Raw genomic sequence first — 15,848 nt, forward strand, 5'->3', positions numbered from 1 at the left:
GCAGGGCAGAACTGTCAACCACCGGTTGACGCCCGGAAGCCAAACGATCAGTGTGCTGGGATCGTATCTGGCCGAATATAGGGAAACATGTGCGGGATATAATCCGCTTTACCGAGTTCGATCATCTCGCTGCGCAATATCGCATAAGCGGTCATCAGGTGAAAATAGAACTGTCCCAGCGTCCAGTCCCGGGCATATTGCTCCGCGGTGAGATCAAGCACCATGCCATTGGGAAGTTCGTGCGCGACCGGGGCGCCCGGGTCTTTGTCGAGCGCGCCGGGGATCAGACCTTCCAGCAAGGCGATGGTTTCGTTAATCCGCGCCTCGGCATCGGCGAACGAACCGGGCTGTTCTCCTGCGTTGCGCCCTTCATCGACAAGCGCGCCTAGCGAAGAGGGGAATGTTTCCCCCTGCAGACGGAATACGGCCTCCTGCGCTTGCACGCAGGCAAAGCGGATCTGGGTGGACAGGGGAAACATGTCGGGTGCGAGACGCGCGGACAGCAGCGCACTCGCGTCCGCTTCCGGAAGCTGATCCTGTGCCTTCCCGAGCCAGCCCTGGAGAGCCCGCAGCATTTGTGTATAGGTCGGTACGAGCAGTTGCGTGAATGACATATGTTGTTATCTCCGAAAAAGCAGGGTCAGCTGGTCATCCTGTCGATCTGGTTCATCGCTGCTTGTCTGTCCACCGGAATCGGGGTGCTGATTGTGGCGAGATCAGTTTTTCGTCTGTCGCTCCGGGCGATTCGTTCCCCCCGGATCAGCGCCAGTCGACGATTTTCCAGCCGCGCAGCCGGGCCAGACGGCGCAATTTGGGGGTCGGGGTGGTGGCGATGGCCTCGTCAGCAAATTCCAGCATTGCCTCGTCGCTGACATGATCGGAATAGGCGCGGACATGAGCCTCTCCGCGCTGCCAGCCCTGTGTGGAGAATAGCTGCTTGATCCGGCCGATCTTGGCATCGTCGTAGCAATTTTCGCCGTTGATCTGTGGCAACACGCGCCCCTCTCCGTCGACCACCAGCTGCGTCCCGATCAGATGATCGAACCCCAGACGCCGGGCAATGGCCCCGGCATATAATTCGTAGGAGGCGGTCACCAGCACCAGTTTCCGTCCGTCCGCGCGGTCTGCCTCTATCTGATTGATCGCTTTTCGGTGTCGATTGTGGCGCAAGACACCGTCGGCGAACCGTTCGATATGCGGCTGCAACGTCGAAAGCCTGGGGGCGCTGCCGAGCAGCCACCGCTGGTTGAAGGTCTTCAATTGGCCGCGGCTGATCAGCTTGAGCGCATAGGCGATAAAACCGAACGGCAGGATCGGCAGGAAGATCAGGCGCCACGGGGCGAGGGCGAAAACCATGTGGAACAGAAACGGTGTATAGGTTCCGCGCACGGTGATCGTGCGGTCCATGTCGTAAAGCGATATTTTCTGCATGGTGTCCCGATAGTTCCGTTTGCGCCGCCCATAGCAGTCCGCAGGCAAATGCGCCAAATATTTGAACCGTTTAATCTCTTGAGCTTTGTCGCAATTTCCGTCACCTATGGATGCGATGTCGATAGCGAGCGATTTTGTCGAAGAGACGGCCGAAGATGGTGCGGTTACGCTGCATTTTTCCGGCGACCTGTCGATTGCCAGCATTGACGATCTACCGGAACGGCTCAGGCAATATGAAGGCGATGCGCAGCGTCTGGATATTTCCGCGACCGGCTATGTCGATACCGTTGGTGCATGGCTGATCCATCGCACCGCGCGCGACTGGCACGCCGAGATAGTCGGCGCCAATGATGATGCGGAACGGCTCATCGCCGCGGTCGCCTCCGCCGATCAGCCGACCGAAATCCGTCCGGAACCGGCCAATCCGGTGATCCGGGTGCTGGGCGAAGTCGGTGAGGCGACGACGATTGCCTTTACCACGATGACCGGACTGATCGGCTTTTTTGGCGCGATCATGATCGGCTTCCTGCGGCTCATCCGGCATCCCGGTCGTATCAGATGGAATGCGGTGATCCAGCGTTTCGACGTGGTCGGCGTCCGCTCGCTCGGGATTATCGGGCTGATGAGCTTTCTTATCGGTCTGGTGATCGCGCAACAGGGCGCGGTGCAATTGCGGCAATTTGGCGCCGAAGTATTTACCGTCAATCTCGTCGGCCGGCTGACCTTGCGTGAGCTGGGCGTGCTGATGACCGCGATCATGGTCGCGGGCCGGTCGGGCTCCGCTTTTGCCGCCCAGATCGGCACGATGAAGCTGACCGAGGAAATCGATGCGATGCGCACGATCGGAGTATCACCGATCGAGGCGTTGGTGCTGCCGCGGTTTATCGCCGCCATCGTCATGTTGCCGCTGCTCGGCTTTTACGCATCCATCGTCGCGATCATCGGCGGCGGCCTGCTCAGCTGGGTCGAACTGGATATTCCGCCTGCGACCTTTTTCTCCCGCATCCGGGAAGTGGTCCCGCTGACCGATGTCTATGTCGGGCTGGTCAAGGCCCCGGTTTTCGGCGCGATCATCGCGGTGACCGGCTGTTACCAGGGCATGCAGGTCAAGGGCAATGCCGAAGATGTCGGTAAACGGACCACTGCAGCCGTGGTGCAAGCCATTTTCCTTGTGATCGTGCTTGATGCCTTTTTTGCTGTCTTCTTTACCTGGATCGGATGGGACTGATGCTCGACTCTCAAACCATCGCCTATGATCCCGATTATGAAGGCCCGATCGTCAGTGTACACGGCCTGCGCAACGCCTTTGGCGAGCAGGTTGTGCATGACAATCTCGATCTTGATGTGCAGCGTGGCGAAATTATCGGTGTGGTCGGCGGGTCAGGAACCGGCAAGTCGGTGCTGATGCGCTCGATCATCGGTCTGCAGACGCCGCAAGAAGGCGAGATCAAGGTGTTCGGCGAACCGATTTTGGGCAAGTCCGATGCCGAGACAATCGAGATCCGCAAGCGCTGGGGCGTGTTGTTCCAGGGCGGCGCGCTATTTTCGACGCTAACGGTGGCGGAAAATGTAATGGTGCCGATCCGCGAATTCTATCCGGATATGGACCGTGATTTCCGCCGCGAAGTGGCCAAATACAAGGTTTGCCTGTCCGGACTGTCGCCCGACGCCGCCCCGAAATATCCGTCCGAACTGTCCGGCGGCATGCGCAAGCGGGCCGGCATCGCGCGGGCGCTTGCGCTCGATCCGGAACTGCTGTTTCTGGATGAGCCAACTGCCGGTCTGGACCCGATCGGCGCGGCCGCATTTGATGCCCTGACCAAGGAATTGCAGCAGACCCTCGGCCTGACGGTGTTTCTGATTACCCATGATCTGGACACGTTGCACGCCATTTGCGACCGGGTGGCGGTGCTTGCCGATCAGCGGGTTATCGCGGTTGGCACAATCGACGAGCTGCTCGCGCTGGACCATCCCTGGATCCAGGAATATTTCAACGGCCCGCGTGGCCGAATGGCCTTTGCAGGTAAAAAGGTGCCGGCATGAGAGCGGGCAAGCGGGTCAGAGAATCGTTGCAGCTGGCGGCACGGCCCGTCATAGAGGTGAAATAGATGGAAACGCGCTCCAACCATACCCTTGTCGGTGTTGTCACTTTGGCGATGCTGGCCCTTGTGGCCGCCTTTCTCGTATGGATCGTCCGCTTCGGCGACGGCACGACGAAGGAATATGATATATTCTTCGCGCAATCGGTGGGCGGGCTGGCGTCCGGAACTGGCGTGACCTTTGCCGGCGTACCGTCCGGGCAGGTGCTCAAGGTCGAGCTCTGGAAAAAAGATCCGAATTTCGTTCGCGTCCGCATCGCTGTCAGCGAAGACACGCCGATCCTGGAAGGCACCACCGCCACGATCCAGAGCGTCAGCTTTACCGCTCCGCCGAATATCCAGCTGGATGGTGCCAAAAAGGGTGCGCCGCCGATTTCCGATCTTGGCCCCGAAGGGGTGCCGGTAATCCCGACCAAACCGGGCGCGCTCGGCGAATTGCTCAACAGCGCACCCTTGGTGGTGGAGCGACTGGCGACGCTGACAGACCGGCTGACGCTGCTGCTGTCGGACGAAAACCAGAAATCAATCACCGGCATATTGGCCAATACCGACAAGCTTACCGGGAGCCTCGCGCAGCAGGCGCCGGCTCTCAAAGCGCTAATGGAAGAATCCCGTATTGCCATTCGCAACGCGGGACAGACAGCCGAGAAACTGGGGCTGGTAGCGGATAACACCAATGCTTTCCTGACCGACAATGGCGAGCCTATAGCAAAAAATCTTGCGACCACATTGGACTCCGCTTCGAAAAGTCTCCTTGCGCTGGAAGGCGTGTTGAAAAATGCGCAGCCCGGTGCGGAACGGTTCTCGAAAAAGACACTGCCGGAAATCGATCAGCTGGTCGAAGATATGCAGGCGCTGACCAAGTCGATGACCAACGTGACCGAACGGCTGGATCAGGGCGGGGCAGGATCTTTGCTCTCGGCACCGGCGCTGCCCGATTATGAGCCAGGAAAATGAAGGGACCGATATGATGAGCACAATCTGGAAATCCGTCGGTCTGCTCGGTGCCACCGTTGCGTTGAGCGCTTGCGTCAGCTTTGGCGGGACCGAGCCGCCGCCATCGCTGCTATCGCTCTCGCCGGACCATAAACTCTCGGCTGGAGCTGTGCGCAGCGGACCGCAGGCCGGCTCGCTGGTGGTGGCCTTGCCCGCCGCACCGCAGAAGCTGAACACGATCCGCGTGCCGGTACAGACGACCGGCACGGGCATAGCCTATCTGAAGGATGCTGTCTGGGTCGACAAGCCGGCGCGCCTCTTTCAGGATTTGCTGAGCGAAACCATTGCCGCCAAAAACGACCGGCTGGTGCTGACGGCAACGGAAGCGGGCGGCAACGCGCAAATCTATATCACAGGCGAACTGGTTGATTTCGGCCTCGACGGTCCTAGCCTGACAGTTACCGTCACCTATGACGCAGTCAAGATGGTCGCGGACAAGCCGGTCGAGAAAAAGCGGTTTCAGGCTAGCGAAACCGTCTTTGCCGCCGAACCCGATCCGGTCGGGGAAGGCTTGAACCGCGCGGCCAATACCGTAGCCGCGGAAGTTGCCGAGTGGGTCGGATAGCACACTAGCAAGTTCGGCTATTCCTCTCCGTAGCTGAAACCCTCGGGCTCCGGCCAGTCGATCGAGGTTGCCGACATCACGCGAAACAAACGGCCCATCTCGTCCACATGGGTCAATCGCTGGTGAGCGGCAGCGATCGTGTCAGCTTCTTTCGGCGAGGCTGCCATCAGAGCCTCGGCGCGCTGGTCGATACCCAGCGATTTCAGCCATTGTCCCTGTTCCGATGGTCCGTGGATTTTCAACATTCGTGTGCGCGCGATATTGGCCAAGGTATGAAAATCGATATGGGCCGTCAGGTCGGAAGCACCGGGACTGTCGAACGGGCTGATCGGCATATGGTCCTTCACTGCCTGCAATGTGCTGCCGGTGCCTGGTTTTGCATAGCCATAGTCGATGACCAGCAGGGTACCGCCCTGTTTGGCAACCCGGCTGGCGATCTGGCCCGTCATCTCCACACTGACCGGAGAACGCTCGATGATCGTGTTTTCGGGGAATCCGCTCATACTGCCACCCACCCGCTCTTCGGCTACATCCTCGCTCAGGACCGCGACGAATTTGCTGCGGTCCCGCGCGACCATCTGCCGCCGCCAACCCTTCGATGTCGCGACGAACTGCTCGACCGGCAGCGCATCGAAAAATTCGTTCGCAATGATCAGCAATGGCCCGTCGTCCGGCAGGCTGGCCATGCCGTCATGCCATGTGGCGTCAGGATGCAACTCGGCCTGCCGGGTTTTCAGAACCGGGCTGGTTTCGACGAAATGAACCGAAGGATGACAGCCGAATTTGCGCATAGCGCGCAGCGCGTCTCTGGCCAGAGTACCGCGCCCCGGGCCCAGTTCGACATAATGACAATGGCCGGGCGATCCCTTGCGTAACCATAAATCAGCCAGCCAGATGCCGATGATTTCGCCGAACATCTGGCTGATTTCCGGAGCGGTGACAAAGTCGCCTTCTTCACCCAGCGGGTCCTTGCTGGCGTAATAATGGTCATTGGCGATCGCCATATAGTCGCCGAGCGGGATCGGACCTTCACGGTCGATCCTGTCCGCGATTACATGCGCTGCGCTGGGGAAATCTGCCTTTATGCCGTCAGGCAACGCTCTTGTCTCCAGCCACCGGTTCAACCCGCTTGCGCCGCCCCTTCGCGGTGAGCACCAGCCACGCGCCGAGCAATATCATCGGCACCGTCAGCCACTGGCCCATGCTGAAACCGAACTGCTCGACCAGCCAGATCAACTGGGCGTCGGGCTGGCGGAAAAACTCGACGAAGAAGCGACTGAATCCGTAAACCAGCAAGCCGGTGCCGACCAGCTTGCCGGGCTGGTAGCGGGCATCGGTTTTCCAGAAGAGCAAGGAGAGAATGATGAAGTAGAGAATGCCCTCAAGCCCCGCTTCATAAAGCTGGCTGGGATGGCGCGCGACATTGCCGCCCATCGGGAAGACAATAGCCCAGGGCACATCGGTCGCGCGGCCCCACAGCTCGCCATTGACGAAATTGGCCAGCCGCCCGAAGAACAGGCCAAAGGGAATGACACAGGCGATATAATCGCACATACGCAGAAAATCGAGCTTCTCCCGCCGCGCGGACCACCACAGGGCGAGCACAACGCCGATCGTGCCGCCGTGAAGCGACATGCCGCCGTTCCAGACCTGCAATATCCTGACCGGTTCGAGCAGGATTTCGGGTGCGTAGAAAAACACATAACCGAGACGGCCACCGACGATGATCCCGAGCGTTGCCCAGAAGATCATATCATCGGCATGGCGGCGGGCCATGGGCGATCCCGGCTGGTCGACCAATTTGGTGAGATACCAGTAGCCGATCAAAATGCCCGCGAGATAGGCCAGCGAATACCATTTGAGCTGAAAGAAGCCGAGATCGAGCGCATTGGGAGAGAGGCCAAGCTCTGTAAACTGCGTAAACTGTGCCGCATTGGCCAATATAATATCAATCAACTCTTTTCCCCGCGTGGTTTCCTGTCCATATAAAGGGAAATTCCCCTTTACCAAGAGGGAACAACGGGAGACTTGAATAATGGCGACCTCTGAACTGGATCTGGTAATCGACAAAACGCTGGAAGCGCTGACCCAGCCTGGTCAGTTACTGGAACTGGACACGATCAACAAATTCGGCGTCGACATGCCGATTTTCAAAAACGCGCCACAGAATGTTTCGGATTATTTCGCCTATTTCTGCAATCAACATGCGGACAAGGAATTTCTGGTCGACGGTGATATCCGGCTGACCTTTGGCGAGACTTACAAGGCCGCCCGCGTTTTGGCCGGCGGACTGGTCGAGGGCTATGGCGTGCAAAAAGGCGACCGGATCGGTATCGCCGCGCGCAACTCGGCCAACTGGGTCGTTCTCGACATGGCCATCACCATGGCGGGCGGCGTCTCGACCAAGCTGAATGGCTGGTGGCAGGGCGATGAACTGGCCGACGGGATCGAGGATGTCGGCTGTTCCTATGTTTTTGCCGATTACCAGAGAGCGCAGCGTCTGGTGGAGTCCAAACGCGATCACGGCGCGGAGTTGCTGATTTTCGAACATGACAAGATGCCGCTCGAAGGCCTGAAAATCATGCTGGAAAAAGGAGGTGGGGCAGAAACGCCGCTGCCGCAGATGGCGCCGGAAGATAATGCGACCATCCTGTTTACCTCCGGATCGACCGGCCGCTCGAAGGGCGCCTATGCCGAGCATCGCTCGGTGGTGCAGGGCGCGATGAGCTTTGTCGGCACCGTGCTGGTGCTGGTCCATATCATGGAGAAACAGGGCACGATGCCCGAGGGACAGCCGACCGCGATGGTCTGTGTGCCGTTGTTCCATGTCACCGCGTCGGTACCACTGGTGCTGGTCAGCTATGCGATCGGTCGCAAGCTGGTGTTCCTCAACAAATGGGACGCGGAAGAGGCGATGCGTCTGATCGAGAAAGAGCGCGTAACCTATTTTGTCGGCGTGCCGCTGATGAGCATGGAAATCTATTCCCACCCGCATTTCGACAAATATGATCTGAGCAGCTGCGTTACCATGGCCGCCGGTGGCGCGCCGCGTCCGGTCGAACATGTCCGGCGGATCAAGGAGAAGATGGGCGATGGCTATCCGGTGATCGGCTATGGCCTGACCGAAACCAACGGTGTCGGCTGTTCCAACCAGAATGAAAATTATCTCGCCAAGCCGGACAGCACCGGCCGCGCGACCCCGCCAATCGTCGATGTCGCGATCCTCGACGATGACGGCAACAAGATGTCGCAGGGCGAGCGCGGCGAAGTGTGCATCCGGACCGCTGCCAATTTTACCGGCTACTGGAACAATGAAGAGGCAACCAAGGACGCGTTCACCGATGATGGCTATTTCCGCACCGGCGATATCGGCTATCTCGATCCCGAGGGCTATCTGTTCATCGTCGACCGCAAGAAGGAAATCATCATCCGCGGCGGCGAGAATATCAGCTGTCAGGAAGTCGAAGCGGCGGTCTATGCCAATCCGGCGGTGGCCGAAGCCTGTATTTTTGGTGTTCCCGACGAACGGTTCGGGGAGGTGCCGGCTCTGGTCTATCACACCAAGGATGGACACAGCCTGACCGACGAGGAACTGATGGAGTTTCTCAAACACCAGCTCGCACCGTTCAAGCTGCCCGTCCATATCTGGCAATATGACGAGCCGCTGCCGAAACTGGGCACTGCAAAAATCGCGAAAATCGTGCTGGCGAAAAAGCATCGCGACGAACTGGCGGCAACAGGATGAATATTCGGGCTGATATTCCGGCAGCGCCAGCAGATCCGGGCAAACGGATCGTCCGGCAGCGGGATATCGTCAACCGGCGTGAGCTGGCGGAAGAGATTGACGCGCTGATTGCCGAATATGGCATGCCCAAGGCGCGGGAGAAGATTCTGCCGGTCCTGCAGGATGCTCTGGCATCGGGGCGCGCGGAAATCAGCAGGCGGCTGCTGAAGAAGCCCTCGGCCGGGCACGAAATGGCGGCGGCCCAGTCCTTTCTGGTTGACCAGCTGGTCCGCCTGATTCACGATATCGCCGTCTATCACCAATATCCGGTAAGCAATCCATCGTCCGGCGAGCGTATCGCGGTGATGGCGGTCGGCGGTTACGGCCGCGGTGAAATGGCGCCACACAGTGATGTGGATATCGCTTTTCTCACACCGCACAAGACCAACAGCTGGACCGAGCAGGCGGTCGAGGCAATGCTCTACTGGCTCTGGGATCTCGGCTTCAAGGTCGGGCAGAGCAGCCGCTCGATCGACGAAATGGTGCGTATGGCAAAAGAGGATTTGTCGATCCGGACCGCCTTGCTTGAAGGCCGCTATATCTGGGGCGATACCGGCGTCTACGAAGAAGCCAAGCAGCGTTTTTTCAGCGATGTCGTCGCCGGTACCGATAGTGCCTTCGTCTCCGAAAAACTGGCCGAGCGCGATGCCCGGCACGTCAAGATGGGGGACAGCCGCTATGTCGTCGAACCGAATGTCAAGGAAGGCAAGGGCGGCTTGCGCGACCTGCAGACGCTCTACTGGATCGGCAAATATATCCATCGGGTGACATCCGCCGAACAGCTGGTCGACGTCGGCTTGCTCACCGTCGATGAATTCAAGCGCTTTCGCAAGGCCGCCAATTTCCTCTGGGCGGTACGCTGCCATATGCACGACATCACCGGTCGGGCGGAAGACCGCCTGACCTTCGATCTGCAACCCGAAGTGGCGAGCCGGATGCGTTTCGCCGATCGGCCCGGCAAATCGTCGGTCGAACGGTTCATGCAATATTATTTCCTGAACGCGAAGGTCGTTGGCAATCTGACGGGCGTATTCCTCGCCCATCTCGATGAAACCCATAACGCCGGCGTGCGGCGTTTCCTGCCGTCGCTGACCCGCAAGCCGAAAAAGCTCAAGGGGTTCGTGCTGGATCGCGGTCGGCTGGCCTTGCCCAGCGAGGAATTTTTCGAGGAAGACCCGCTGCGGTTGCTGGAAATCTTCTGGCTCGCCGACAAATATGAACTGGAAGTCCATCCCATGGCGATGCGGGCTGCGCGCCGGGATGCCAAGCTGATCGATAATAAAGTCCGCAAAAACGCGCGGGCCAACAAACTGTTTCTGGACATACTCTGCTCGCCGCGGGATCCCGAGCTGGTGTTGCGCTGGATGAACGAGGCTGCAATCTTCGGCCGCTTCATTCCCGACTTTGGCCGGGTTGTGGCGCAGATGCAGTTCGACATGTACCACCATTATACGGTCGACGAGCATACGATCCGTGCCATTGGCCTACTGGCAAAGATTGGACGGGGCGATCTTGCGGACGATCATCCGAACAGTACGGCGACGATGGAGAAATTGCAGAACCGGCGGGTGATATTCGTTGCGACCCTGTTGCACGACATTGCCAAGGGACGAGGCGGCGATCATAGCGTGCTGGGTGCGGAAGTGGCGATGGAGCTTTGCCCGCGACTGGGCCTGAAACCGCATGAAACCGAACTGGTTGCCTGGCTGGTCCGCAACCATCTGCTGATGTCGGCGGTCGCGTTCAAGCGCGATCTTTCGGATTTCAAGACGATCCAGGATTTCGCCAGCCAAGTGAAAAGCGTCGAACGGCTCCGCCAACTCACGGTATTGACTGTCGTCGACATTCGCGCGGTAGGGCCTGGCGTGTGGAACAGCTGGAAACGGCAGTTGCTGACCGACCTGTTTGAAGCCGCGCAGGAAATGCTTCTGCTCGGCCACAAGCAGCGTGGTCGCAAGGATCGGGTCGAGGAGAAAAAGGCAGTTCTGGCAGAGGCGCTGAAATTGCCGGAAGCCACATTCAACGATCTGGCCGCGCGCTTTACCGATGCCTACTGGATTGCCGAGCCGGACGATATCATCGTGCAAAACGCCCAGCTGGTCCTGGAAGCCGGTGATACGGATCTCGCGATTTTCGCGGATGTCTATCCCGAACGCGGCGCGACGCTGATCACCGTCTATGCCGCTGACCATCCCGGGCTATTCTACCGGATCGCCGGGGGCATCCATGTCTCGGGCGGCAATATCATCGACGCGCGCATTCATACCACCCGCGATGGCATGGCGCTGGACAATTTTCTGGTACAAGACCCGCATGGCAAGGCCTTTTCGGAAAAGGCGCAGCTGGAGCGGATCAAGCAGGCGGTCGAGGATGCCTTGGCAAACCGGGCCAAGCTCTCCAGCAAACTGGAGGCACGCCCGCTGGCCCATTCGCGGGCCGGGGCGTTCAAGATCACTCCCTTTGCCCTGGTCGACAATGAAGCTTCCAACCGGTTTACCGTGATCGAAGTCAATGCCCAGGATCGCCCGGCGCTGCTCAACGAACTGGCCTATGCGCTGTTCGAATCAAAGGTCACCGTGCACAGCGCGCATATCGCCACCTATGGCGAGCGGGCGGTTGATACATTCTATATCACCGACCTTCTCGGCAGCAAGATCACCAGCAAACAGCGGCTGAACGGATTGCAGAAGCGGCTGATCAATGCAGCGGCGATCAAGGATGACAAGGAAACAGCCTAGGGCAGCTTGTCCTTCAGCGCTGCCAGCGCGCCAAAGGGCCCGGCTTCTTCTTCCGATTTGAGCACTTCCTGTGCCACCGCATCGGCATTGGGGCCGCGCGGAAAGGGATCGAGCGCAAGGTAGAGCGTCTGGGCGATCGCTTCGCCGAGATCGAGCTGGCCGTTTTCATATTCGATGATGTCGCAATCTTCTTCGGTCAGCTCGATTTCTTCCTCCGCGCTGGCGATGTCCAGTTCAGGCACAAAGGCGATATCGAAATCCTCGCGGAGCCGGACCTGAAAGCTTTCCCCGGTAACGACACAGCGCTGCTGCAGGTCGGATTCCAGTTGCCCGGTAAAGCCGATACGGTCTTCGCCGGCGAGCAGGCTGTAGCTGGCTTCCAGCCTGCTGATCTTCGGCAGATCAAACCGTCGTGCCAGCTTTTTGCGTTCCTCCTCGTCGGCAGACAGCTCGCCGCTGCGCGCGGTGGATCCAATTTCCGACAGCCTGACGATACGCGAGAATTCCGGTTGCTCCATCATATGGCCGTCCCGCTGGCGGGCAGTTGTCCTGCGATGATCGCTTCGGTGCCGCAAGCACCGAGCGCGGCATGATAGGCCGCGAGGCGGCGGGCAAGAATATCCAGGGCCTCGTCATCCGGTTTCTCGCCGCGGAAAATATTACGCACGATTGCGTCCTTCAGATCGGCATCATTTTCCAGCGCATCACGATAGGCGCCGACCCGGCCGCCAAGCGCGCCCATCAGCCGGCCGACATGCTTGCCCACAACCATGTCACCAATACCGATCTGGCGCAGCTGTCCTTCCATATCACTGATGAAAATCTCTGACAGCCAGGCGATGTCCTGACCCCGGGACTCGTCCTTTTCCAGACGGATCAATACGAGTGAAAATATCGCCGCGATCATGTCAAACCGGCCATCGATGCTGTCGGGCACTTGCGCCTCTTCATACCAGGCCAGTTGCCGCCCCTCGCTGACGATCGCATTATATAATGACTGCATCTTGGCATTGGGGTTGTCACGGGAAAAAATCTTGCTGAAAAAGGACATTGCTGGTTCCGCTGGTTGGATCGCAAGTTTATGGACGATCGGGCCGGTTGTTAAGTCTGGATACAGGGCATATTGATATTTATGGCGCGAGATGCAATGGGCGATGATGAGTCAGGCACCGATACGGTGCTGGCTGGATAGTGGAGAATGAGTTTGATGGTCGGCAATATCAAGAAATACAGTCTGTGGCTGGGGCTCATGGCCGGCACGATGACGATCGCCGGCTGCACGCAGGTGCGGGGCCATCAGGGATATATCGCCGACGAGGTGTTGATGTCCGCCGTTCAGGCTGGCGTCGACAATCGCCAGTCGGTAGAAGCTTCGCTCGGCCGGCCGACTTTCACCGGCCAGTTTGACGACAGCACCTGGTACTATCTGTCCCGCGACACCCGGCAATATGGTTTCAACAACCCGCGCCCTCGCGAACAGCAGGTTATGCGGATAATTTTCGATGCAGACGGCAATGTTGCTGCGGTCGACCGGACCGGTCTGGAACTGGTTGCGAGTATCAGCCCGGATGGCGACAAGACGCCGACGCTCGGCCGCGACCGCTCCTTCTTCGAGGAATTGTTCGGCAATATCGGTGCAGTTGGCGCGCCCGGCGCGCAAGGCGCAAGCAACGATCCCACCATGCCCTGACGGGCCCGCCGGGTCTGGGACCCGGCGGTCGCTACTATTTCGCGATACCGCTGGCAGCCAGCACGGCGAGTGTTACCAGTTCGGACGCCGCCGATGCCATGGTGGCAATCTGTACCGATTTTTCCAGACCGACAAGCATCGGTCCGATGACCGAGTCCCCACCCAGTTCGCGTAACAGCTTGGCGGACAGATTGGCTGATTGCAGTCCTGGCATGACCAGCACATTGGCCGGCTGCGACAGACGGCTGAACGGGTAATTGCCCATCAGTTTCGGATTGAGCGCGACGTCCGGCGCCATTTCGCCTTCATATTCGAAATTGACCCGACGCTGGTCGAGCAGCGCAACCGCTTCACGCAGATTTTCCAGCCAGCGGCCTTCGGGATTGCCGAAGGTCGAATAGCTGAGAAAAGCGACGCGCGGTTCGTGGCCCATCTGCCGGGCAACCGCGGCTGTCTGTTCGGCGATATCCGCCAGTTCATGCGCAGAGGGCCGTTCATTGACCGTCGTGTCTGCCATGAATACCGTGTGATGCTGGCCGACCATGACATGGATGCCGAGCGCCGTACGACCCTTCTCGACATCAATCACCTTGGCGACATCGCGGAAGGTCTGCGAATAGGGGCGGGTTACGCCGGTGATCATCGCATCGCCCTGATCCATGGAGAGCAGCGCGGAACCGAAGATATTCCGGTCCTGGTTAACCATGCGCTTGATGTCGCGCTCCATGAACCCGCGGCGATGGAGACGTTCATAAAGCATGCTGACCATGTCTGGAACCAGCGGACTGTTGCGGCTGTTGTGTACCTCGAAACTGTCCGGATCGCTGACGCCCAGTTCGGCAAGCTGCTGGCGAACGCGATCTTCGCGCCCGACAAGAACCGGCGTGCCATAGCCGCCATCGCGGAACTGGATCGCTGCCCGCAATACGACAGCTTCTTCGGCCTCGGCGAAAATGACGCGCTTCGGAGACAGCCGGCAGGCTTCATAAGCCTGCGTCAGTACCGAAGTGGTCGGATTGAGACGCGCTTTCAGGCTCTGCCGGTAGGCGTCGAGATCCTCGATCGGTTTCTGGGCCACGCCGCTGTCCATCGCGGCCTTGGCGACGGCGGCGGATACCACGTCCATCAGGCGCGGGTCAAAAGGGGCGGGAATGATATATTCGACGCCAAATGTCGGCGCTTTTCCGCCATAGGCCGCGGCCACCTCTTCCGGAACCTGTTCGCGCGCCAGTTCGGCAATGGCATGGGCCGCCGCGACTTTCATTTCCTCGTTGATCCGGGTCGCGCGGACATCCAGCGCACCCCGGAAAATGAAGGGGAAGCCGATGACATTATTAACCTGGTTGGGATAGTCGGAGCGCCCGGTTGCGATAATCGCGTCGGGACGCGCTGCCTTGGCATCGGGCGGGGTAATTTCCGGATCGGGATTGGCCATCGCGAAGATGATCGGCTGCGGCGCCATTTCCTTCACCATTTCGGGCTTGAGCGCACCGGCAGCGGACAGGCCGAGGAAACAGTCGGCACCCTGCAACGCGTCTGTCAGGCTGCGCGCATCGGTATCTATGGCGTGCGCCGATTTCCACTGGTCAACATCGTCGCGGCCCCGGTAGATCACGCCTTTGCGGTCGCACATGGTCAGATTGTCGTGCGGTACGCCGAGGCTCTTGATCAGCGACGCGCAGGCAATGGCTGCGGCGCCGGCTCCGTTGACGACAACCTTGATATCCTCGATCTTGCGGTTGGTGAGCAGGCAGGCGTTGATGAGCCCGGCGGCGGCGATAATTGCGGTGCCGTGCTGGTCATCGTGGAAGACCGGGATGTTCATCCGGTCGCGCAATGTCTGTTCGATGATGAAACAGTCCGGCGCTGCGATATCTTCCAGATTGATGCCGCCAAAACTGGGCTCCATCAGCTGGACTGCATTGATAAACGCGTCTGCGTCTTCGGTATCGAGTTCCAGATCGATGGAATCGACATCGGCGAAGCGCTTGAACAATACCGCCTTGCCTTCCATTACCGGTTTGGAAGCAAGCGCGCCGAGATTGCCGAGACCCAGGATAGCAGTACCGTTGGAGATCACCGCGACCAGATTGCCCTTGGCGGTATAATCATAGGCCTTCGACGGGTCTTCGGCGATGGCGCGGACCGGGACGGCAACGCCGGGTGAATAAGCGAGGCTGAGATCGCGCTGGGTGGCCATCGGCTTGGAGGCAATAATCTCGATTTTCCCGGGACGACCGTGGGAGTGAAAGAGCAAAGCTTCCCGTTCGGAAAATTCTAGATCATTGTCGTTCTGGTCGGCCAAATTCTGTCTCCGGATATGCTGAGAGCGGCTCGATAGTACCGATCACAGGTTCAAGTTTCGTTCGGGACCTACTCTTTTTGTCCCTGAGCCGCAATATCAAGTAAAAATCAATAGGATGCGATCGCTACTCTTTTATGTCCAGCCGCAGTCCGCTATCGCAGGGCCATGGCAATCCAGACTCGGGACAAAGCAGACAAAAAGGCAAAAGAGCCCGCGCCGAAAGCGGCCAAGGTCACGCCG

14 protein-coding genes are annotated in these 15,848 nt (G+C 59.1%); 7 read left to right on the forward strand and 7 right to left on the reverse strand.

The features are described 5' to 3' along the window. Positions 1-47: 47 nt before the first annotated feature. Positions 48-614, reverse strand: coding sequence for a DUF1993 domain-containing protein (locus BOSE62_RS00250; protein WP_159640170.1), 567 nt, complete (start codon positions 612-614; stop codon positions 48-50). Between the two features lie 145 nt (positions 615-759). Next, entirely contained in the window at positions 760-1,431 is a 672-nt protein-coding gene (locus BOSE62_RS00255; RefSeq protein WP_236553745.1) for an HAD family hydrolase, read from the reverse strand. 115 nt (positions 1,432-1,546) lie between these two features. Here BOSE62_RS00255 and BOSE62_RS00260 point away from each other — a divergent pair, with 115 nt between their 5' ends. From BOSE62_RS00260 to BOSE62_RS00275, 4 genes are all read left to right on the forward strand, one after another. Further along, positions 1,547-2,659 (forward strand): ABC transporter permease, encoded by a 1,113-nt coding sequence (locus BOSE62_RS00260; protein WP_159640173.1) that lies wholly within the window; start codon positions 1,547-1,549, stop codon positions 2,657-2,659. After that, a complete protein-coding gene (locus tag BOSE62_RS00265; protein WP_159640176.1) occupies positions 2,659-3,474 on the forward strand; it encodes an ABC transporter ATP-binding protein in 816 nt (271 codons plus the stop codon). Before BOSE62_RS00260 ends, BOSE62_RS00265 begins: the two co-directional genes overlap by 1 nt. A gap of 65 nt (positions 3,475-3,539) precedes the next feature. After that, entirely contained in the window at positions 3,540-4,487 is a 948-nt protein-coding gene (locus BOSE62_RS00270) for an MlaD family protein (RefSeq protein WP_159640179.1), read from the forward strand. Between the two features lie 10 nt (positions 4,488-4,497). Beyond that, positions 4,498-5,091 carry an ABC-type transport auxiliary lipoprotein family protein gene (locus BOSE62_RS00275; RefSeq protein WP_159640182.1) on the forward strand — a complete coding sequence of 198 codons (594 nt, stop codon included), beginning with the start codon at positions 4,498-4,500 and terminating at the stop codon, positions 5,089-5,091. Between the two features lie 17 nt (positions 5,092-5,108). Here the strand turns inward: BOSE62_RS00275 and BOSE62_RS00280 are convergent, their stop codons facing one another. Then, positions 5,109-6,188 carry a class I SAM-dependent methyltransferase gene (locus BOSE62_RS00280; RefSeq protein ID WP_236553747.1) on the reverse strand — a complete coding sequence of 360 codons (1,080 nt, stop codon included), beginning with the start codon at positions 6,186-6,188 and terminating at the stop codon, positions 5,109-5,111. Beyond that, entirely contained in the window at positions 6,181-7,047 is an 867-nt protein-coding gene (gene lgt, locus BOSE62_RS00285) for a prolipoprotein diacylglyceryl transferase (RefSeq protein WP_159640185.1), read from the reverse strand. The genes BOSE62_RS00280 and lgt overlap by 8 nt, the downstream gene beginning before the upstream one ends. 79 nt (positions 7,048-7,126) lie before the next feature. On the opposite strand from lgt, the gene BOSE62_RS00290 reads away from it, so the two are divergent. Together BOSE62_RS00290 and BOSE62_RS00295 are read left to right on the forward strand one after the other, a co-directional pair. Continuing rightward, positions 7,127-8,836, forward strand: a complete 1,710-nt coding sequence (locus BOSE62_RS00290) for a class I adenylate-forming enzyme family protein (RefSeq protein WP_159640188.1) — start codon at positions 7,127-7,129, stop codon at positions 8,834-8,836. Continuing rightward, positions 8,833-11,613, forward strand: coding sequence for a [protein-PII] uridylyltransferase (locus BOSE62_RS00295; RefSeq protein WP_159640191.1), 2,781 nt, complete (start codon positions 8,833-8,835; stop codon positions 11,611-11,613). The genes BOSE62_RS00290 and BOSE62_RS00295 overlap by 4 nt, the downstream gene beginning before the upstream one ends. On the opposite strand, the gene BOSE62_RS00300 is transcribed toward BOSE62_RS00295, so the two are convergent. Beyond that, positions 11,610-12,134: a YceD family protein gene (locus tag BOSE62_RS00300; RefSeq protein WP_159640194.1), complete on the reverse strand. Its 525-nt coding sequence runs from the start codon at positions 12,132-12,134 to the stop codon at positions 11,610-11,612. The two genes, BOSE62_RS00295 and BOSE62_RS00300, sit on opposite strands and share 4 nt — an antisense overlap. Further along, complete coding sequence (locus BOSE62_RS00305) at positions 12,131-12,664, reverse strand: ubiquinol-cytochrome C chaperone family protein (RefSeq protein ID WP_159640197.1); 534 nt, start codon at positions 12,662-12,664, stop codon at positions 12,131-12,133. Before BOSE62_RS00305 ends, BOSE62_RS00300 begins: the two co-directional genes overlap by 4 nt. Positions 12,665-12,811: 147 nt before the next feature. On the opposite strand from BOSE62_RS00305, the gene BOSE62_RS00310 reads away from it, so the two are divergent. Then, on the forward strand, positions 12,812-13,303 hold the full coding sequence (locus tag BOSE62_RS00310) for an outer membrane protein assembly factor BamE (protein ID WP_159640200.1): 492 nt from the start codon (positions 12,812-12,814) through the stop codon (positions 13,301-13,303). 34 nt (positions 13,304-13,337) lie between these two features. On the opposite strand, the gene BOSE62_RS00315 is transcribed toward BOSE62_RS00310, so the two are convergent. Next, a complete protein-coding gene (locus BOSE62_RS00315) occupies positions 13,338-15,608 on the reverse strand; it encodes an NADP-dependent malic enzyme (protein ID WP_159640203.1) in 2,271 nt (756 codons plus the stop codon). Positions 15,609-15,848 lie beyond the last annotated feature (240 nt).

Source organism: Sphingorhabdus sp. 109 (genome assembly GCF_902506555.1).
GTDB lineage: Bacteria > Pseudomonadota > Alphaproteobacteria > Sphingomonadales > Sphingomonadaceae > Parasphingorhabdus.